The organism is Opitutales bacterium (assembly GCA_013215165.1).
Classification (GTDB): domain Bacteria; phylum Verrucomicrobiota; class Verrucomicrobiia; order Opitutales; family JABSRG01; genus JABSRG01.
Map to the genome: position 1 here is coordinate 24,246 of JABSRG010000025.1, position 20,487 is coordinate 44,732.

Below are 20,487 nucleotides of genomic sequence, written 5' to 3' on the forward strand. Positions count from 1 at the left end.
CTACTAAGGTGGCTAACCGTTGAGCGCGGCGCGAATTAAGGCTTCCGTTGCCGAGTCCGCTCCAAGTTTTTGGGAAGCTTTCCGGATGGCTTTGTCGGCGTCTGGAGCCTTATACCCGAGAGCGATAAGGGCGGCAACGGCATCTGCAAATGCATTTTGCTGCACAGAACCATCAATCGGTGAAGCGATCGTCTCTTGTGAACTCGTGCCACTGGCTATGCTGCCACCGAGCTTGTCTTTAAGTTCGATCACCAAGCGTTCGGCAGTCTTTTTCCCAATGCCTGGGCATTTCGAGATCAGAGCGACGTCTCCGGTTGTAATTGCTTGAACCAGTGTCTGGGAAGACATTCGGCTCATCATGTTGATGGCTATGCGCGGCCCAATTCCCGATACCTTTTCAACAATGAGCGCGAACAAGTCTCGATCAGAGCGCACCGCAAACCCATACAGGGCCTGGGAATCTTCTCGGTAGACGGCTTGGATAAATAGCGTTACCTCCTTACCCGCGGGAGGGAGTTTCTCTGCCGTGGTGACGGGGATGTGGACGCGGTAGCCGATCCCCCCTGCGAGGACGATTGCCTCAAGGGGCGTCGCCTCAAGCAGCTTTCCAGAGATCAAAGCAATCACAGCTAATTATCTAATGGGAAACAAAGACTTAGCGTAGGCCCAGAACATCTTCCATATTGTAGAGTCCGGCTGGTTTACCCGCGACCCACTTTGCAGCATGGAGAGCCCCTTGGGCGAAAATACGGCGATCAGAAGCCCGATGTGTCAGCTCGATGCGCTCGCCTTCTCCCGCAAAGAACACCGTGTGCTCGCCCACAATGTCGCCACCACGAACGGCATGAACGCCAATTTCGTTATCGGTGCGTTCACCGGTAATACCCGCACGGCCATGCGTGCGGACATCGGGATTGAGTCCTTTGGCTTCCTCAATTACTTCTAGAAGGCGCTCCGCTGTGCCGCTGGGCGCATCCTTCTTCAAGCGGTGGTGCATCTCTAGCACTTCAGCATCGTAGCCGTTCTCGAGGATCTTCGCTGTGATGCTCGTTAGGTGAAAGAGAAGATTCACGCCGATTGAGAAATTTCCGGCCCAGACCATGGGGATTTCGTTGCTGAGCTCGGCGATCGCATCGCGATCAGCCTGAGAATGCCCCGTTGTGCCGATGACAATTGGCTTTTTGTGAGCAACGGCTGTGCGCACCAAGGGAAGGGTGGCGAGGTGGTGTGAGAAATCGATGGCCACGTCGACAATCTCGATGAATTGATCGGCATCGTCGCCTGCGTCGACCTGAGAGGAAATATGCACGCCGGACTCAACCGCGCATGCGGCAATGGCTTGGCCCATGCGTCCACGGGATCCGTTTATCATGACTTTGATCATAGGTAGTATGGTATAGTTTAAAAGGGGAGGGACTAAAGATCCTTCACTTCTTCCCAGGCGGCCTCGAGTTCGCGCAGGGTGCTGTCTGTAATCTTTGTCAGCGGTAGGCGTGCTCTCGGGCTTTCGATCAATTGTTTCCAAACCAAGACGTGTTTAATCGGCACTGGGTTGGGATCTAAGAATAAGGCTTCAAAGAAGTGCTGAAGTTTTTTATCCAGCTCCATGGACGCCGCACGCTCACCTTGCTCGGTAAGCTTAACAAGCTGGAGTAGCGGGCGAATCAACGCATTGGATGCTACGCTGATGACGCCACTCGCACTGCGTTCGATGAATTGAAGAGTCATCGAATCATCTCCTGACAAAATAGTAAATGCGTCGCCACAGGCAGCCCTCAATGCTTCCACGCGTTCTGGCTTTCCACTGCTCTCCTTGATCACGCATACATGTGGATACTTTTCGTAAAGTCTCGCTACCGTATCTGGATCGAGCTGAATCATGCAGCGGCTCGGAATAGAGTAGAGCACGATTGGCTTGTTAGTGGCCTCCGCAATTGCAGAGAAATGAAGAAAGAGGCCCTCTTGGTTGGGTTTGTTGTAGTAGGGAGTGACCTGCAAAATAGCGTCAGCTCCGGCAGCGGCAGCTTCTTTTGTGAGATTTACTGCTTCTCGGGTAGAGTTCGAGCCGGCTCCCGCGATGATGGGGATGCGCCCATCTGCGATCTCAACCGTTCGCTTTACGACACTGAGATGTTCTCCGGTTGAAAGCGTGGGGGTTTCGCCTGTGGTGCCGACTGGAACAATCCCATTGATGCCCTCGCTGATCTGAAAGTTCACCAAGCGCTCCAGGCAGCCATACGAAACTTCACCGTCCTTATCAAATGGTGTAGCCAGGGCTGTGTGAACGCCCGAAAAATCGATATTCTCCGCCATAAATTTTATGCAAAAAGTCGAGTCAGAGGATTTTCTCTAACGATCCAAGGCTTTTGTTTGGAGAAATTTTTAGACATCCGAAATGTCGAATAAATTTCAGGGATCATAACCTAAACCGTGGAGCCCATGATGGATCTACGGTCATGAAAGCTGATGAAGACCAACGCGAGAGCAATTAGGACCGTAATGAGCACCGAATGGCCCAAGGAAGCGACTGCTGGAACAGAGGATAAGCTCAACACGCCGAAGGATACGGCCGTAGTCAGACCCGACACGACAATCGAGAAGGGGAAGCGGCTACAATGATGGGCGGCATGCTGAGAAAAAAGTGCGTAGTCCAGACAGAGACAAAAACCGAGCAGCAGGCCAATGAGGCTGAGAATCGGGAGATGGCCAAAAACTACCATTTGAGTCGCTATGCTTAGAAAAAGACTGATCAAGCAGATGGAAAAAACCCGGTAGCTTTCGTGCCACCCGGTTACAATGACAATAGTCACTGCGATTCCAATGAACGAATAGAGACTCATGCGCAGCACCCAATCCCGGTATTGCGCGAGGACCTGGTTCAGGTTCTGAACTTGGTTGAGCTCGAATAGGGTTTCATCCGTCTCGCCAATGCTGAATTCTGGAGGCATCGGTTGAGCGATCCAAGCGAAGTCGTCTCCTGTTTGAAAGAGCATGCGTAAATGCGGCAGCATTGAATCGGAAAGTGCCCGATAAGCTTGATCGATTTGAGCCAGGCGCGCCTCAGGGGTTAAAGCGGCATAAGCTTCAAATTTTTCGAAAAACGGGACAAACAGGTCGGGAAAAAACTCTTTGGCCCCTAAACTCGTCTTGAGTGCTTCTATAAAATTTTGCTCAGACAACCAGGTTTCAACAGCCTCGAGGTCCGGTGTTGAGGTAAGTCCAGCGGCCCACGATGCATACTCGGAGACGTTGTTGTTATCCAATGCCCGCCGGGCCGTGTCGATGGCATCAATGCCACGATCTCCAAAGGCAAATATGAGGTTGGTATCCAGCTTTCTCCCAAAAGCTTCTCGCGTCTCTAGGCTTTCCGCTTTAATCGCTTCGGTTTGAAGATTGAATGTCTGGATGTCGTCATGGAAACGGATGGGGTGATAGATCAACAAGCAGACCCCGATTGAGATAGCCACAGCCACGATGCCGCGACACACCTTGCTGCTGATGTCCCAGTCATCTTTAGCCCAAGTCGGTCTATTTCCATGGGTTTTATTATCTTTAAAAAGAAAAATCCCTGCAAAGATCGCTCCGAGAACGCCCGCACATACAAAGACCCCCATCTGGCGCAAGAGGGGCAAGGGGGCCGCCGATAGAACTGCGAAACCCACTGCCGTCGATAGCGCGCTCAAAACAAGCGGTTTGATGACGACGCCCCGTTCTCCTTTGCTTGAGAGAACGAGGTGGAATCCGTAATCGACGACAACTCCCGAGAGGATGGAAGCGATCACCAGAGTGATTGCATGAACCTGGTCAAAAACGGAAATAGACACCCACAGGCCACAGGCCAAAGCGATGAATATGAGCGGAACAACCGCAATTACGGACCGCTTTGGGCGCATAAATATGAACGCCACTATGACAACACCAAGGACTCCCAAAATATTGAGTTTGGAAATTTCCGAATAGATGCCCGTTCGGTTTGCTTCCGCGAATTTCGCAACGCCCGAAAACAAGATTTCGTAGGAATCATTACCCTGAGTCGCAGTTGCAAAGGCTTCCTCTATTCCGCTCAAAACTGGAGTTTGTCCCTCCGCCGCGAGTGGCGACGCCACCGATTCGACCCAGAGCAACGAGGCATCACTCGACGGGTTGCGCCCGTTGTTTTGCATGGTCTCGATGAGGTCAGGAACAAGGAGTAGGGGATCTTCGGGAAGCATTTCTTCAAATGCCATCGCATCGATTCGATCCAAAAAACTGTCCAGACGTTCGACCGCTCGGTCTGCCAAATAGGCATCGAAATTCGTGGAGCTACCCGCGCGTTGCCAAGCATCACGTTGTTGATGAAGCCATGCCGGGAACAATAAGCTCAAACGTTCATCAAAGAGTGTCCCGCCCAACCCTTCATATGCCCTCAAATCGTCAATGCGATAGGCAGAGCGAATCGATGGGTTCTTTCGAATTTCGGCTACAAATCGTTTTGCGATGTCTAATTGCTCCTCTGGGTCCGCTGTTACATCCGGTTTGGCGCGGATGATTGTCTCCATGCCATTCAGCGTTTTCTTGTTTGAGAGCAAGCCGAGGAATTGAAGTTCGGGGGCCTCGTCCTCTTGAGGCAGCAAGTCCAATACATTGGTCGCTACATTCGGGAGGACTTTAAAGCCCCCTGCAAGGAATGCGATCAGCCCAATAAGGGAAACGACCCACCATTTTCCGCCCATCATCATACGCCTTGTCCCTTCAATCCTCAGAAGTATAAGCCCAGGACTTGCTCATCAAAAACGATGTCTGTTTTAGCATCGACGACGCGTATCTCAACGTCGCGCCCTCCCTTCATTTTGAGCAGCATTTCACTGATGTAAGTCGTGTCGCCCTTGATGGTGAGCGAGCGGATCTGATCGCGACTCGAATCATTCTTAGGTTCTAGGTAGGCCTCCCAAATGCCTTCTTGTTCTGTAAAGGATCGTAGTTCGAAGCTGTCTTTCCAGCGATCTAAATCAAAACTGAAAATCGCTCCGATCAAATCCGGAATCCATGCGTAGCGTTCATCGTCGGGCAACGTTCTTCGCCCACCCTCATCATCACGTAGTTCGATTGAATCTCCCTGAATGAAAATGATGCGCTCTAAAGGCTCTTTGTAGTGAAGGCTGAGGCCGTGATCCACTGAGTAGCGGAGTGTTCCGCTCAGCACCGACGGGCGTTTGCGCAGAGGACTGGTTCGGACTTCATTGAATGCTGCTTGTATGGTTGTGCTTTTCGGAAGCTTACTAATCAGCAGGTTCCAGTCGCCCTGATCGGCTGCCGAGATAGGCAACAGGCCGATTAGGAGTGAAAGGGCGATGATATGGAATCCAGACTTCACGGGCATAAAAAATCGACACGATGAGAAGTGCTAAGAGCTGAGTCTAGCGAAAATGAACTGGAGTGTTCTACGAGCCAAAGTAGGTTCAATCAGGTGAAAATTGCAGTGGCTACGGGAAATCTACACAAAGCGGAGGAAATTGCTGGGATCGTGAAGCAGGCTGGACGAAACTGGGATGTCGTCACAGCGTCCCAGTGGGGTGGGATGCCCGAAGTGGATGAGAGCGCACCCGATTTTGCGGGAAATGCCCGTTTGAAAGCCGAGGCGCTCCGATCGAAGATTGTCGCTAAGGATGTCTGGGTGCTGGCTGACGACAGTGGCTTATGTGTCGACGTCATCCAAGGCGCCCCAGGTGTCCACACCGCCCGTTATGCCGGTCTAGGGGCCAGCGATGCCGAGAATATGACGAAGTTGTTAAATGTCCTGGACGGGATTGGGGTAGCGGATCGGGCTGCAGCGTTCGTGTGTCACTTGTGCATGCTGGGGCAAGATGGGCTTTGTTTCGAAGCACAGGGTGAGGTGCCTGGGCACATCGCCGAAGCAGCAAGAGGAACACAGGGCTTTGGTTATGACCCCATTTTCATTCCAGATGGTTTTGATGAGACTTTCGCCGAATTAGGAGAAGAAACTAAGAGCAACCTGAGCCACCGCGCGCACGCAGTGCGTATGCTTTTGAGAGTGGTGACCGGCCAAGAAGGCCAAGCTTAGGTTTTGTAAGGCTTCCTTTTAGACACCCTGCATTTCCTAGCGATAAGATCTGTCCCGGGTCATTTTGGTGCGGTTGATACCGAGCTGGGGCTCGGCCGCGAAATGAGCGCGGAATTGTTTTTTAAATCGTTGTCGTGTTCGTTGTCGTCGTCGGTCTAAAACCTAAATCAATTCGATGGTTTTTATTTTCGATCCGCTAATGGACGCGAATCCACGCTAATTTTTATAATCCGTTGTGCCGATCTGTGCTATGGGTTTCCTGGGGGTGAGATCTGTTGCGGATTATTTCGGGCAATTAATGCCGAGCTGGGGCTCGGCGTTCCCGGGATGGCGAACACTGGGGCTCGGACGCGGAAAACGCAGAATGGATGCGAATTTGTTTTTTAAATCGTTGTCGTGTTCGTTGTCGTCGTCGGTCCACAACCTAGATCAGTTCGATGGTTTGGGTTTTTATCCGCGAATGAACGCGAATAAACGCTAATTATTATGAGGGTTTTCAGAGATGAGACTACCGAGGCCGTTATGTTTGGTACTGCAGTTGCGATATTGATCGGTCTCCCTTCGCGCCGCTTCCTTAATCCTGGATTATGCAATAGGAGCGAGCGAGGAGGCGCCAGACGTTGATGCGAAAGGTATTAAAAATGCATGAATGCACAGCCGAATGGTGCGTCGAAGGCTTCTGTATGACTTTGTAGTGCAGAAGATTCTGCCTCATCTATTGCGTAATCTGGATTGAAATCTCGAAACAGCACCCACTCCTGGGAACGCTGAGCTCCAGCTCGGCTCTTCTCTCTGCGTCTCCAATGCCTTTCGTGAAGCACAAAGAACGTGCCATGATCACTCTACTGTTTTCGCAAACCTCTAAAACTCGTTAACCCGCACATCGCTGCGCCCTCAATAGACTTGGGAAGCCGCTTCCTACGATCACCAATACGTTCCATCCAGTCTTGGATATGCTTTTCTACAAAATGGGACGACCCGATCACAGCACCCTGAGTAAAATAGCGAATGGGTTGACGCAACAACACGGGCAGAGGTAACGCTCCCTCAGCATCCATTACCTCACGAAAAGCCTCATCGCTTATCCCAGCACCCTCACCATTGCGTTTCGGCCCGACACCTTTGGCAAAGATCACAGTGCGATACAGTGCCAATGCCTTGGATAAATCATCGTGAAGGGTCATCGCACACAGAGCTGCTCGCAACTGCCCCTGTCCGGCCAGCGCCTCAGCATAGCCGCAGAAACGATAATCCTTTGGATCATCCACCAACTTCGCTCGCTCCGGATTCAAGTCGATATAGGCGGCCACCGTCCGCAGCACCGCCGGATCGTCTTCGACAACAGTGCTTTTAAATCGATCGCACCACACAGGACCATAACGCCCGCGGCTACGATTAAACCAAATCGAAAAACGCTGCTTCAGTGTTTTCATAAATTCTGACATATCGACCATGCGTGCCTGGAGCACCGCACGTATATGGTTTTCCTCGTCAGAATTTGTCTTCAACGCCCCCTCCAGCACCGCCAAATCCATCGGTTGATGATCCGTCGGCTTCGGATACAACAGCGCATACCGCCGCACCAACTCCACATCCGATACCTCCTTCGCCGCACCACACACCCGCACCAACACATGCACATGATTCGACATCACCACATAAGCCAACACCTCCACTCCAGAAAACCCAGCCACCTGCTACAACATCTTCCGCATCATTTCCTTCTCCCGATCCCCAAAGAAAAACTCCCCATTCACCGTCCGCGTCATGCAGTGATACACCGCACTCTTAGACGCCCCATAAATTCGTCGTGTTCGCATATTTCAGAAAAGATCACAAATGTGCCGTTTTCCTTTCTCAGCAACTGACCCTTCTATAAAAAAGAAAGGCCCGATGGATAAAACCCCTCGGGCCTTTTTCATCGTAAGCCTACGACAAAAATGAGCACAAAGTACGACCTCAATCCGGCAAAACCGCCCAAAACCCTACGATGTCAATTTGAGCAAAATCACGATGTCAAAAAAAGTGGTAACAGCTAATGAAAGACCACTGCTGGCCCCGTTTTGCACCCTCATTGTGTATTGAAATAGTCAGTGTATTTATTTAATCGTGTATTTAAATAGCCTACTTGAATATTTCCAATTCCTCTGTCGTTATCCATGAACTGTATTTACCTTCATAGGAACCTAACCAGGTCCTTACTGAATCTTCTAGATGTAACACATTAGAAAGATCGATTATTAAAGATGCTGATAATGCATCGGCTATCAGGCTTTGAATCTCGCTCAAGTCATCCTCTAATAAAGATCCAAAGAACATAACTTTCTTGTTACCGATATAGTGAACATAGAACGCCTTGTTCTTGTTCATATATCTTGCTAGGTTTTTCATGAGGCGCCTATTAAGGTTTTTATCAAAAACTTGCCTTGCGATAATCGCAAAAAACTCGGCTTCAAATTCCGAATTTCTAATATTTTCGAATCCTACGACAAATTCGCCACCAGGAAAAGTAGAGTCGATCATCCAACTATATCCGTCGCGAAAGGATCGATCCGATAGAAGTTTTCCATTGAGGCCATTCCACCTATCATCCTCAATAAAAGAAATCAATTCATCCACAAAAGCGGAATCAACAATAAAAGTTTCATAGATATTATGGATGTGCGATAAAGGGACAAAAGATCCATTCCGATAGAGTCGAGAGTCTTTAACGCGACTTGACTTAACCGTGATGATACCAGAAACACCACCTTTATTCCAAATAATGAAATCGTCTAAATCCGAAAAAAAACCATCACCAGAAAAACTGATAACAGCATCAGAACTTTCCGGAATTGGCGGAGCATAAAGCGAAACACCATATGAATCTTTCTCGAGAGATCTCCCATACACAAAAGACTCTGTAATGTCATGCTCTTCTACCTCCCCAAAAACTGAGAGGCCGACGACCATCAAATAATAAGAGGTAAGACTTTGTTTAAAAAACACTTCCCAAAGTTTCATTGTTCGTAAATTCTTCCGTTTTGCTAATTAGATAGTTTTCCGAAACTACCGTTGTTCAACAACCAAGCAGTTTGGTTATCTCTGTAGAGGTGCACACCTCCAATGTCTTGGCCCTGTAAAAATAGCGCCTCCCCGACCTTAGCCCCTGAATATGCACCAGACGGCCTTTCATACCAATGAATATCACCATTTGGGATAATAACATGCATACGGATTCCATCTTCCGAATTTACTATATCTTGGGCAGAGACTGGCGTCTCGAAGATTTTGCTTCCACCCGCATCACTTTTTTCGTAATGCTGACAAATTGTTATCATGTTAACATTAGGGTGGATGTGGATTTCAGAGACAGTTTTTGAACCTTTATTAACTCCAGTTTGATACTTCAATGGGTTTGGAGAACCTAACACCGAAGGACAGCGTGCCGGTCGACCTGCCGCAGTAGGCGCCCAGCTTGCTGGCTTCATGCGCCGTGCGAGTGCTAGATTAATACCTGGACCGGAGGGAGGTCTCCGCGGAGGCAACTGCCAGAGCGGAGCACCCCGGGAAGGATGAGAGCAGAGGCGGTGACAGATAGCGCTGAAAGCCTAGCTGGCGACGACTGTGCTCGCCAGGCCGGGGACGTAAATTGGCTCGAGGGCGTGGATCGGGTTGTTGGCGGTTGGCTCAGTTGGTTAGGTTTTTTTACAAGATTTAAGTTTTCTTAGACTGACCCCGTTTTGCCTTCCCCATTTTGCCTTCCCGACCCCATTTTGCCTTCCCTCACCATTGCGTTTCGGCCCGACACCTTTGGCAAAGATGACAGTGCGATACAGTGCCAATGCCTTGGATAAATCATCATGCAGGGTCATCGCACACAGAGCTGCTCGCAATTGCCCCTGTCCGGCCAGGGCCTCAGCATAGCCACAGAAACTATAATCCTTCGGATCATCCACCAGCTTCGCTCGCACCGGATTCAAGTCGATATAGGCAGCCACTGTCCGCAGCACCGCCGGATCATCTTCGACAACAGTGCTTTTGAACCGATCGCACCACACGGGACCATAACGCCCGCGGCTGCGATTAAACCAAATCGAAAAACGCTGCTTCAGCGTTTTCATAAATTCCGACACATCCCCCATCCGCGCCTGGAGCACCGCACGAATACGCTTTCCCTCGTCAGAATTCGTCTTCAACGCTTCCTCCAGCACCGCCAAATCCATCGGCTGATGATCCGTCGGCTTGGGATACAAAATGTCTATAAATATATTTTCGTCCCTTTTTTTCCCTATAACGAGGCCACCGTGCCGAGTGTGACGCAGCGCAGACAGCAGATAGCGTGATCAGATGCGAAGCAGCTGGCGCGATATGTGCCGTCAGTTAATATCCTCCGCAGTAATGATTTTTAACATATCTGGATCATCATTTCCGACTTCTATTAGCAACGAATCAGGGATCGAGATGCTAACGCGATTTTCTGAAAATATAATCAAATAATCAGTTTCTGAATAATGAACCGAAAGCTGTTCGACGTAATCAGTACCGTTAACCATCGAGCAACTATAGTAGGGGGAATACTCGGGAAGATAACCCTTCACTACAACTTGTTCCAAGGAGTCAGGTAACTTCCCTTCTCCCTTGGAGTAATTCAAAAGCCCGTAGTAAATTCCATCTATCTCTAATTTAGACCTATTGTAGTTCATCCACAATTGGGTCTCCCTCAGCTTATAAGCTACAGTATTATATGTTAGAGCTAGAAAAGCAGTACACAGGCAAAAAATAATGAAGTATCTTATGCTATTTCTCATCACTTTGTTTCTGGAACTATAATCTCCGCTCCATTCCTAGGCCAATATTTAGTCCCTCCTCCATGAGTTATTCCCATATATGGCGAGAGTAATCCGCGGACGGTTCCACCACGAATGCCAAAATCAAATCCTGTTTGATACCCAGCGCGATCAAGGCACCTCGCAGCAATCGTTGAACAATATGCCAAACTATGATTCCCCATACCGATTCCAGACAAGTTTACGCGACCAAAACCGCCAATTTGTTCTTTAGTTGGTGAGTTAAAGAACTCCAATACCTTATCCGTAGCCCATCCGTCGTCGAGCTTATGGTTTTGAAGCTTTATAACCACATGCCCCTGTGAAGCATCTTCAATATTATCAAAATATTTGTCAGGCCCCCGTATATCCTGAGCATAATCTACTCTCAACATTCGACCATCTTCGAGGTCCACGCCAAGACCAACGTGACCGTAACCAGGGTAGCCTTCGGGGTCATAGAATGCATAGACATTCATATCCTCCTTCTTTTGGGTCGAAGGATTACCTGGGCTAGCCGACTCACTTATTTGCGATGAGTTTTCGGCGGACGGAGAAGTTGCGCTTGGCGAATTTCGAGAGCCAGAGCCTCTACTAGGTGAGGAAGCAAATGTAGTCCCGTCCAACTTATATACCGTGGTGAGCCCGTCATGCTTGTAATTCCGTTCCGTCTTTGGTTTCTCCTTTTCATCCGTCTCCAAACCATGTGCATCGTAGCCTCCAAATGGATTATTCACGACGTATCCATATAGATTTGCCTCACGCCAGCCAATGTGGCCTCCAGAAGTGGCTATAGGAGAAGATGTAGGCGCATTCCCCATCTTTACGGAGCTGGTCCCCCAGGAGGCGGAGGTGGCCGAGTAGCCCTTGCCGGCGCCGCGGAAGGTTTGGACGAGGGTCGTATTCTTAAACTCGCCGAAGGAAACTTGCTCGCCTTTGTGGGAGAGGCTGGTGTTGGACAGCATGGCGTCCTGAGCCTCGGATGCGGCCTTGAGGCCGCCCATGCCCGGGTGCGCCATAGAGGTCCAGCGGATGGCGCTTTGGCTGGCGGAGGCGAGCTTGGAGAGCATGGCGATGCGGCCTTGTTCGTAGAGGGGGTCTTGCGCAGTCCAGCGGCCGATGTCGGCATGGTAATGCCGGAAGCCGAAGTTGGACAGGCCGGTCTCGGGGTCGAACGGTTTGCTGGCGAAGCGAAAGGTGTTGGCCTGAGCATAGGGACCGATGGCACGGACGCGTTCGCCGAAAGGGCCGTAGGCATACATAGCCGCAGGTTCGTTGGTCTCGGCGTTGATGAGCGAGGTCACATTGCCAGAGGCGTCGGAGGTGACGATGTAATTGCCGCTGTGTTGTGCGGTGAAGTCCTCGATTTCGTAGAGGCCGGATATGCCGCCAGCAACGCCGATGGAGCCGGAGAGGTCAGGTCCCCAGGTCATCGCTTTTTTGAGGCTGCCGTTGACCGTCTCGGCGAGGATGAGGGAGCCGGAAAAGAGGTGGCGGCGTGTTTCTTGAGTGACCCAGCCAGCACCGCTGTTGGCTTTGGTCTCGACCTTTTTCTCAAAGCGTCGGCCCATGTAGTCGTATTTGAAAGACAGGCGTTTGTGCGGGTAGGTCATCCCGCTTGTATGGGTCATCTGTTTGATGCGGTTCTCGCCGTCATAGGCGTAGGTCCACATCGAGTCTCCAGTCAAATTGCCGTTTTGATCGTGACTGAAGATTTCGTTCGTTGCCGGGACTTCGCGCGACTGTGAGACCGAGACGCTGTTTCCGCCGCCGGTCAGAGTCATGTTGGCTGTGAGGCGTTTAGCAGAGCTCGCGTTGGAGGTATAGTCCCAGGCAAAGTAGGACCCGGCGGTGACATCAGGGTTTTGGTTATTGATCTTAACTGTGCCTCCTTTTGCCGTTCCAGCGAACCAATGTTCAGTGCTATTGGCGCGTGAGGTGTACTGGTTGAGCTCGTTGCTGTCGTAGGTCTGATCGTCGCCCGAGGTGTTGCCTTTACTTGTGGATATACGTGAGCCGACTGCGTCGTATTGGTAGCCGAAGGTGTGGTCGGGAAGTTTAGTGTTAGCACCTTCGGGCTCCCAGTTGCCCTGTGCCCAGGTAAGTTCGTTGCGGTTGTTATAGCCGTAGGAAACCTTTACGGGGCCATCGTAGGCATACCATGAGGCGAAGCCATCGCGCGTCTCTGCGGTGCGCCGGTTGCGTATATCGTGCTCGTAGGTGTAGCCTTCGACGAGGGCAAGCGGGACCTGTCCGCGGACGAGGGTGGTCTCGACGCGTTCGGGGATGTTGCGATTGGAATAGTAATCTACGTCTTTGTAGTAGTGGAGTCCGTTGGCGGAAGCGCGGTCGACGACATTGATGAGGTCGCTATTGGAAAGGTATCCAAAGGTGTAGTTGCCGTTGGGTGATGTGAGGGTGTCGAGGCGTCCAGTAACGGAATCGTAGCCGTAGTCGTTGCTATGTTTCCAGGTACTGCCGTTGCCGACACGGATCCCGCTCAGTCGGCCATCGCCGTAGTAGGTGAAATCGAGACGGTTGTGGTTAGCGCCGTAGAGACTGTTCGGAAACGTCACATAATCGGGCTGGTAGTCGGATCCGGTGCGGTAGGTATGGGTGCTGGTACCGGAAGCGTCTTTGACCGTCTTGATGCCGCCGAAGCGGTGATAGGTATACTCGAGATCTGTCATCGAGCCATCTGCATAGTCTACCTTCTTGAGACGTGCCGAACGGTCGCTGCCTGAGTCGAAATACTCGTAAGTAGTCTCTCGGTTACTTTGAGGGAAGGTGCGTTTGGTAAGCTGGCCGCTTTTATTATATTCGTATTTGCGCTCTTTGCCGGCGGCGTCTTTGACCTTCTCCAGTGTGCCATCTTCGGGGTGGTAATAAAAGGTCGTGGTGTCGCCAGCGGAGGCATCGATTTCGGAGGGCCAATTGTAGTGCGTGAAGTTTGTCGATGTGTCTCGATAGGTCGTTTGGGTCGATAAAAGCCCTCGGGAATCGTATTCGCGATAGACCGGATAGGGGACATGGCCCCAGACTTTAGTGAGTTGCCCACGGTTGTTATATGCGTAGCGGGATGCTACCCAGTTACTCGCTGTAGTATAGGTGAAGCGCTTGGTTATGCGCATATTTTCATCGTAGGTATACGTTTCGCGAGCGTCTGGGTGATGGGGGAAACGTGTCTCCTCGAGTTTGAGGGAGTTGGAGGCATAACGGAGGGTAGTGTCTCCGGTCCGGTCGCTGGATTTCTTAAGGCGGCCGAGATTGTCGTAATATTTTAGCACCTGCACTCCAGAAAAAGAGGTACTTTCAATGGGACGCCCGTATTGGCTATAGGAGTAGGCTTTTTGAGTTTGGAGGTCGTTGGTATATTCTTCGGTGACAAGTCCATTGGCTCGGTCTATGGAGACCTTAACGGTCTGCTTGTTGCCGTTTACATCCTCGGTCTCGGTGTAGGCAGCGCGCGATGTGGAGAGTCCGGTGAGCTGCTCGCGGGTGGTGGAGTAAATGAGGAGTGTGGAATTATTGTCCTTCGGGTAGATGCCTTTTTTGGATTCGATATACCAGTCGTTGCCGATTTTTTTATAGTTGGTGGCCTGGTAGGATACTTCGTCCATGGAGTCGGTTTTGGACGCTCCATCACCATCGACATCACGTGTGATTTTCAAGAGCTCAGCGTATTGGTTGTAGCTGTAAAGGGTGTCGGGTTGGCCCTCGCGCTCTTCAATTATAACGCGGCCCTGAGTATCGTAAGTTTTCCACCAATGAGCTTCGCCTGTACCGGAGAAAGTGCCTGCGCCAAAGAAAGGGCGCCCCATGAAATCATGATCAGTAACACTCCACCAAACTGCGGAGGTTGCGGCGCTGTCTGTCGTGACGTGTGGATAGACTGATTCCCTCAAGACATAATCGTCAGTAGAGCCATCCCTTTCTTTATAGCGGTATTTGTGATACTTACCAGTCGTAGCAGTGCCTCGTGTTACTTTTGGACGACCGTCCATATAGCTCTCCTCTATGAGGGTTGTGCCATCGGGGAATGTTGTCGTAACTTTGTCTCCGCCGTCTTCGTATGTGGTAGTGATGGTGCGTCCATATGCATCTGTGTATGAAGTGCGGCGGCTGGCTTCGTCGTAAGCCTGCGAGAGGGTGATGCCTCCTGCTGAGGCTGGGTCGCCGTCTTTGATTGTCTTCACCTCGGTGACTCGGTTTTCCGCATCGTATTCGAATACACGTGTGGTCGGGAAAACCATGGTGTTGTCCTCGGCATCTTTGTATGGGGCAAAGTCTTCGATTTCTTTGTGGACGCGGCCAAAGGCGTCGTATTCGTAATCCATAGTGACCCCAGCCTCAGAGGTCTCGGATGTCTTGCGTCCGCCTTTGTAGGTGGCTGTGTATTCTAGGCCACTGAGTGTCGTGCGCTTGGTGAGGTTGCCCGCGCCGTCGTATTCCATCTTGGAGCGGTCGATCGTGGCGCCTTTGCCGTTTTCATAGAGATAGGTGGCTGTCTGGACGGTAAAGCCTCGGGCATCGCGAATCGTTTCTTCGATAGTCGATTTACTGGGATGCATGTATATGGCTGGAATCGTGGTGCTGTCCCACGCCGTTTTAAGCGAACTTCCCGAGACATTGTTTTCAAAACCGTTCAATGTGAGGACGCGGAAGTGGCTGCCACTGCCCTTGGTAAAAACGCCTGTCGATGCATTATAACTCCCTTTATGATACCAGGTGACCTCCTTCCGGCCATCAGGCGTAATCGAGTAGGCGGGCAATCCTCGTAGATCATGGCTGGGTGTGTCAGGACGGAAAAACGCTGAGTAGGATGTGACCGGTGTGCCGCCCTCTGAGGGATAATCTTTGGTCTTCGTTTCCCAGATGAGTTGGCCGCCGACGTTTATTGGAGCGTAGTCGTAATCAACCTTACCTACCAGTTTGCTGTCGTGATAAGTCAGGATGGTATTCGCGGCGTTACCACGGCCATTCCAGTTATTTGTATAGCTGTAAGTCTTTTTTAATAGGCCTGCTGAGCTGAACGTATTATCCCAACCGGAGCTGGCCCCTGCTCATCTAAAAATGGGTGGTAGGACTCTTTGAGTTCGCCAAAGTAAGGACTACTGAGACTTTTCTGATATTTATATCTTTCCCAGGAACCATTGAGATTGGTGCTGAGGATAGGGTTGCTGGTGGGAAGGGGGTTTATTTTACCATTTTCGAGCCTGTCGCGAGATTTTACATCGTCGTAAACGTCGTATTTAATTTCGCCGTCAATCGTGGTCCGTGTGACACCATAATAGTCATAGAGGTTGTCCGGGAGGTCAGTGACTTTGACAGAGGTTTGCGCGGTGGTTGTAGAAGATGCCGGGGCACCCCACACGGCTCCATCCCAGTCAAAGTAGCGAACGCGGTTGGCTGGGTAACTGCCCTTTTCTTTGATGATGACTATACCCTCGTTAGGATCTCCAGCACTGTTGTCCCTAAACTCATAAAAGTGATTCGTTTCGTCGATGTGATAGAGTTCATATACTTCCGGTCCCGCGGCGGCGATCGATCCAATCGCTTGCTTAAACACGTGCATACGCATTGTGTTTGAGGCGCCGCGTGTAGTCTCCGTGCGGTAGATATCGAATACATACTCATCTTCGCCGACGTAGTTCTTTCCGTCATTGTCGTAAATGCCAGGGTGAATATTAGGATCGTTTCCAGGAACACCGATTTTGTAATAGTCGGTTATGAACTCGTAGACAACTTCATTACTACCCAAGTCGAATACGAATTTAAGGCCCATTTTCTGGTAATTCTCACCGTTTGGGTTCCCCCAAGTACTACTCATATTTACTACGGATGCTGTAACTGTGCCCTGAGGAATTGAACGAGTGAACGTATTTGAAGATGTCGCATTCTGAATATTTTCATAGGGATAGAAACGAATTGGCGCATTTGCCTGCCCAAAGGATTCAAAATCTACAAAATTCTCCTCGTCACCCACACGATGGGAATGTGTTCCTACAGCAAGAAAACCGGCGCTTTTACCATTTGGCAAAATGCCCAAACTGATCTTTAAATACTGGCTCGTAGAAATGTCATTGTAGATCTTTCCCGCCGGTATTGGATTGGAAATTATCGGGCGCAGGAAGAAGTCGATTTGAGTGGTGCCGTTGCTTACCGCAACCGTGTGCTGATCACTGACCACTCCTGTGGACACTCTCTGAACTTCGACGTGTTTACTGGAAGTAAACTGAAAAGTCACCTCGGTAACGCCCGTCGATACGACGGTGAGTGAAAAATATTCTGCCCTCCACGCAGGTCCTAAGAGAGACGGCGCTTTGTCACTGCTGTAGGGAAAAGGCATTACACGCCTAAAGACGTCACCCGGATGAGCGTGTGGCGATATAATGACATCAAGCTCCTCATTGGCGCCCGCGCTTCCAGTATACGTAAAGTTGGGCGAGCCGTCATTTCCTCCAAAATAGATGTCGATGTCTTGATTGCTTCCAGATTTCCCCGTAACGAACGGCCGAATCGTTAATTGATAGGAATCGGGATGTTGGAGGTGTTCAGACGCCTGCGAATTGACGGCAATAAGGAAAATAGCAAATGAGCGTAGGAGCCTTTTCATGATCGGAAAATAGGGGGGAGATTACAACAAGCGCTGGATGATAATATAAACTTTAGTGTGCAATGAGCAGCAGGCCCGAATGGGTGAAGGTATTCCAACTTGTACTGCGCCATTGCGTAGAACTGTTCGAGAATTCGAGCTCCATCAGCTGGGCTTTTGCTTGGGAGAGGCTGCCGTAAAACCCACTCGCCTCCTGCTGATCTGAATAGCCATCCCAATCAGAGTCTACCATCGCTAAGAATTGTGAGCCCGTGTAAGCGCGGAATCCAGGCCGGAGCACTACACGTTGCCGTGCGGAGAATACAACTCTTGAGCCTGAATTGGCCCGAACATTGTAATTTTGGACACCGTCAGTTTTCTTTGTGCCCAACTGGCCATTAGATCCACCCGCCTCCACAGTGTCTGCGGTTCCTGAATTATTAGGTCCGTAGGTCGAATTGGCGATGGTGACCGTATCTGCGGCGTGCACGATACTCGAAACGCTGAGGGCGATAAGCGCTATAAATTTAATTTTGTGTGTCATAGGTCTTGAGTTTTGAAATTATCTAGAGTCGGCAGATCAATTTTCTAGGGCTTTGAGTCGTACAAAAATATCCATGAGGTCTGCGGCTTGTTCCTTGTTTCTGAGGCGTTCGGCTTCGAGCTGCTTTTCCTTTTCGATTAGGTGGAGGGTGAGCTCTTCGATTTTGGCCATTTGTAGGGTGACGAGTTCGGAGAGTTTGGCGCCGTTTTGCTCGATCTCGGTGGCGGAGGGGATACCGGGGAGGTGGCCGCGGGCGGTGATGTGGGCTTCGACTTCGGCGAGGGGGGCGAGGCGGTACTCGTCTTTGAAAACGTAGTCGGACCAGCCGGACTCGACGATGACTTCCTTGGCGCGGATGGTGCCGTTGACCGCTAGTTTCTCGGTCGGGTTGGTTGTGCCGATGCCGACCTCACCCGAATCTCCTTCGATAAATAACAGATTTTTTGAAGTATTGTTATCTGTGCGTTCCGAAGTGAATGAAAAGTCTCCATGTCGGTTGTTATCTTTCGTGTGAAAGGTTAGAACGTTACCGGAGTCAACGTAGGTTCTATTCAATTGTAATGCTCCTCCCAGCATGTGGATGTTACCATTTACATCGAGTTTTGCGCTTGGACTGGCTGTTCCAATACCGACCTCACCCGAATCTCCTTCGATGAACAACAGATTCTTTGAAGTATTGTTATCTGTGCGTTCTGAAGTGAATGAAAAGTCTCCATGCCGGTTGTTATCTTTCGTGTGAAAGGTCAGAACGTTTCCGGAATCAACGTAGGTTCTATTGAATTGTAATGCTCCTCCCAGCATGTGGATGTCACCATTTACATCGAGTTTTGCGCTTGGATTTGATGTGCCGATGCCGACGTTGCCATCATACGAGAGTCGAAGAACATTGATGTAATTGCCATTCTCCTGAGTTCTGAACTGCATTCCAATATCACTCACACCCGAGTTGTCTCGAGCCTGTAAATATGCCGTTCCGTCGTTCCCTATCCCCTCATTAGCAAAAATCTTAACATTGCCCCTTAGATAAGATGCTCCGTTTACGTGCAGTTTTTCCTGTGGCGATGTCGTCCCGATGCCGACGTTTCCTAAACTCGGGAATGTGTTGTTCGCTTGAGCAATGCATACTGAGCAAAACAGGAGGAGGTATCTGATAAGATTTTTCATTGGTAGGAATTTATGACTCGCGCAAAGGTGTTTGGAGGAATGGAGAGTGAAATTAGTATCGGCGATTTCGGGTGCCCAGCTGGGGCTCGGCGGTCCCGGGAAGGAAGAGTGTTTTCGCCGCGGAAGGCGCGGAATATTGGGTTTGGTGTGCGGTTAGTTTTCGAGGGCTATGAGGCGCTGAAGGATTTGAGCGTTTGATCTGCGTAAATCTGAAAGATCAGTGGATAGTTGAACATTACTTCCGCGCACTTCTGCGATTTCCGCGGCTTGTTCTTCGAGCTGCTTTTCCTTCTCGATTAAGTGAAGAGTGAGCTCTTCGATTTTGGCCATTTGTAGGGTGACGAGTTCGGAGAGCTTGGCGCCGTTTTGCTCGATCTCGGTGGCGGAGGGGATACCGGGGAGGTGGCCGTGGGCGGTGATGTGGGCTTCGACTTCGGCGAGCGGAGCTAGACGGTAGTCGTCTTCGAAGACGTAGTCGGACCAGCCGGATTCGACGATGACTTCCTTAGCGCGGATAGTGCCGTTGACGGATAGTTTGTGGGTCGGATTGGTGGTGCCGATGCCGACGTTGCCGGTATCGCCTTCAATTCTAAATTTCTCGCTGTAACCCCCTGATGCCGAATACGAGCGCAGTATAGTGTCCCCACCTCCTCCGAGGTCCCGATTTCCTGTGATGTAGACACGACCGTCCGTGTATGGAAACCAAGTATTAGCTCCATTCGACGACGATGCTAATTTGATTGTATCTTTCCAAATCTCTACCCCCGCGGTTGGATTTACCATTCCCACTCCAAGGTTTCCGTTCGAAGCGGCAAAAAGAATATTTTTCGAACCTCCGGCTCCTTTCACTTGCAGCGCTGCGCGCGAAGACGAGTTATCTTTGTCTACGATTAGGACGTCTGGCGCACCGTTCGTTAGACCTGACTCGAACTTGGCTGTTCTTGCTGTAGTGTTATCACCACTTCGCCCATCTCGAGCCACATGAAGCCGAGCTTGGGGGTTAAATTCAGCAACTCCGACATGACCTAAATTGTTAATCCGAATGCCCGCATATTGATTATTCCAAGGAGCTATTGTCAGGCCGCCTGTGTTATGGCTGCCTTCTGAAAAAATAATGCCCGAATCTCCAGTTCGGGTTATCCCGGAAAAGTTTCCCTGGGACAGTCTTGGGAAAAATCTTATCCAATTGCCAGATGTTGATTCAGCAGTGAAACCGTTTGTCGAAGTTCCATTGGTAGTTATTAACTCGCTAATATAATACATGACTTTCACCCATGCATCATTCATCCTTTCAGGCATGGAAAAACGAGATGCT

General features: G+C 50.4%; 15 protein-coding genes. 1 reads left to right on the forward strand and 14 read right to left on the reverse strand.

Features of this window, described 5'->3' with window-relative positions:
* Positions 1–12: 12 nt before the first annotated feature.
* The 5 genes from ruvA to HRU10_07095 all read right to left on the reverse strand — a co-directional run bounded on the left by ruvA (position 13) and on the right by HRU10_07095 (position 5,359).
* Positions 13–627, reverse strand: a complete 615-nt coding sequence (gene ruvA / locus HRU10_07075; GenBank protein NRA26993.1) for a Holliday junction branch migration protein RuvA — start codon at positions 625–627, stop codon at positions 13–15.
* Positions 628–655: 28 nt separating this feature from the next.
* Positions 656–1,384 (reverse strand): 4-hydroxy-tetrahydrodipicolinate reductase, encoded by a 729-nt coding sequence (locus HRU10_07080; GenBank protein ID NRA26994.1) that lies wholly within the window; start codon positions 1,382–1,384, stop codon positions 656–658.
* 32 nt (positions 1,385–1,416) lie between these two features.
* Positions 1,417–2,313 (reverse strand): 4-hydroxy-tetrahydrodipicolinate synthase, encoded by an 897-nt coding sequence (locus HRU10_07085; protein NRA26995.1) that lies wholly within the window; start codon positions 2,311–2,313, stop codon positions 1,417–1,419.
* Between the two features lie 110 nt (positions 2,314–2,423).
* A complete protein-coding gene (locus tag HRU10_07090; GenBank protein ID NRA26996.1) occupies positions 2,424–4,718 on the reverse strand; it encodes a hypothetical protein in 2,295 nt (764 codons plus the stop codon).
* A gap of 20 nt (positions 4,719–4,738) precedes the next feature.
* The gene (locus tag HRU10_07095) at positions 4,739–5,359 is read right to left on the reverse strand and encodes an outer membrane lipoprotein carrier protein LolA (protein ID NRA26997.1); all 621 of its coding nucleotides are present in this window, start codon (positions 5,357–5,359) and stop codon (positions 4,739–4,741) included.
* Positions 5,360–5,446: 87 nt separating this feature from the next.
* On the opposite strand from HRU10_07095, the gene rdgB reads away from it, so the two are divergent.
* Complete coding sequence (gene rdgB, locus HRU10_07100; protein NRA26998.1) at positions 5,447–6,061, forward strand: RdgB/HAM1 family non-canonical purine NTP pyrophosphatase; 615 nt, start codon at positions 5,447–5,449, stop codon at positions 6,059–6,061.
* A gap of 842 nt (positions 6,062–6,903) precedes the next feature.
* Here rdgB and HRU10_07105 read toward each other — a convergent pair.
* From HRU10_07105 to HRU10_07145, 9 genes are all read right to left on the reverse strand, one after another.
* Positions 6,904–7,755: a transposase gene (locus tag HRU10_07105; protein NRA26999.1), complete on the reverse strand. Its 852-nt coding sequence runs from the start codon at positions 7,753–7,755 to the stop codon at positions 6,904–6,906.
* Between the two features lie 430 nt (positions 7,756–8,185).
* Positions 8,186–9,064 carry a hypothetical protein gene (locus tag HRU10_07110; protein NRA27000.1) on the reverse strand — a complete coding sequence of 293 codons (879 nt, stop codon included), beginning with the start codon at positions 9,062–9,064 and terminating at the stop codon, positions 8,186–8,188.
* A gap of 23 nt (positions 9,065–9,087) precedes the next feature.
* Positions 9,088–9,531 (reverse strand): hypothetical protein, encoded by a 444-nt coding sequence (locus HRU10_07115; GenBank protein NRA27001.1) that lies wholly within the window; start codon positions 9,529–9,531, stop codon positions 9,088–9,090.
* 207 nt (positions 9,532–9,738) lie between these two features.
* Positions 9,739–10,296, reverse strand: coding sequence for a hypothetical protein (locus HRU10_07120; protein ID NRA27002.1), 558 nt, complete (start codon positions 10,294–10,296; stop codon positions 9,739–9,741).
* Positions 10,297–10,850: 554 nt separating this feature from the next.
* Complete coding sequence (locus tag HRU10_07125; protein NRA27003.1) at positions 10,851–15,641, reverse strand: hypothetical protein; 4,791 nt, start codon at positions 15,639–15,641, stop codon at positions 10,851–10,853.
* Positions 15,642–15,880: 239 nt separating this feature from the next.
* Positions 15,881–17,485, reverse strand: a complete 1,605-nt coding sequence (locus tag HRU10_07130) for a hypothetical protein (GenBank protein NRA27004.1) — start codon at positions 17,483–17,485, stop codon at positions 15,881–15,883.
* A 52-nt stretch (positions 17,486–17,537) separates the two neighbouring features.
* Positions 17,538–18,008, reverse strand: a complete 471-nt coding sequence (locus HRU10_07135) for a hypothetical protein (GenBank protein ID NRA27005.1) — start codon at positions 18,006–18,008, stop codon at positions 17,538–17,540.
* A gap of 36 nt (positions 18,009–18,044) precedes the next feature.
* Complete coding sequence (locus tag HRU10_07140) at positions 18,045–19,172, reverse strand: hypothetical protein (GenBank protein ID NRA27006.1); 1,128 nt, start codon at positions 19,170–19,172, stop codon at positions 18,045–18,047.
* A 153-nt stretch (positions 19,173–19,325) separates the two neighbouring features.
* Positions 19,326–20,471: a hypothetical protein gene (locus tag HRU10_07145; protein NRA27007.1), complete on the reverse strand. Its 1,146-nt coding sequence runs from the start codon at positions 20,469–20,471 to the stop codon at positions 19,326–19,328.
* Between the last annotated feature and the right edge of the window lie 16 nt (positions 20,472–20,487).

Bases quoted from the DNA above. Each gene is read 5' to 3' on its own strand.
- HRU10_07080 (NRA26994.1), bottom strand. From the start codon at position 1,384: ATGATCAAAGTCATGATAAACGGATCCCGTGGACGCATGGGCCAAGCC.
- HRU10_07085 (NRA26995.1), bottom strand. From the start codon at position 2,313: ATGGCGGAGAATATCGATTTTTCGGGCGTTCACACAGCCCTGGCTACA.
- HRU10_07090 (NRA26996.1), bottom strand. From the start codon at position 4,718: ATGATGATGGGCGGAAAATGGTGGGTCGTTTCCCTTATTGGGCTGATC.
- HRU10_07095 (NRA26997.1), bottom strand. From the start codon at position 5,359: ATGCCCGTGAAGTCTGGATTCCATATCATCGCCCTTTCACTCCTAATC.
- HRU10_07110 (NRA27000.1), bottom strand. From the start codon at position 9,064: ATGAAACTTTGGGAAGTGTTTTTTAAACAAAGTCTTACCTCTTATTAT.
- HRU10_07115 (NRA27001.1), bottom strand. From the start codon at position 9,531: ATGAAGCCAGCAAGCTGGGCGCCTACTGCGGCAGGTCGACCGGCACGC.
- HRU10_07130 (NRA27004.1), bottom strand. From the start codon at position 17,485: ATGAAAAGGCTCCTACGCTCATTTGCTATTTTCCTTATTGCCGTCAAT.
- HRU10_07135 (NRA27005.1), bottom strand. From the start codon at position 18,008: ATGACACACAAAATTAAATTTATAGCGCTTATCGCCCTCAGCGTTTCG.
- HRU10_07140 (NRA27006.1), bottom strand. From the start codon at position 19,172: ATGAAAAATCTTATCAGATACCTCCTCCTGTTTTGCTCAGTATGCATT.
- HRU10_07145 (NRA27007.1), bottom strand. From the start codon at position 20,471: ATGCCTGAAAGGATGAATGATGCATGGGTGAAAGTCATGTATTATATT.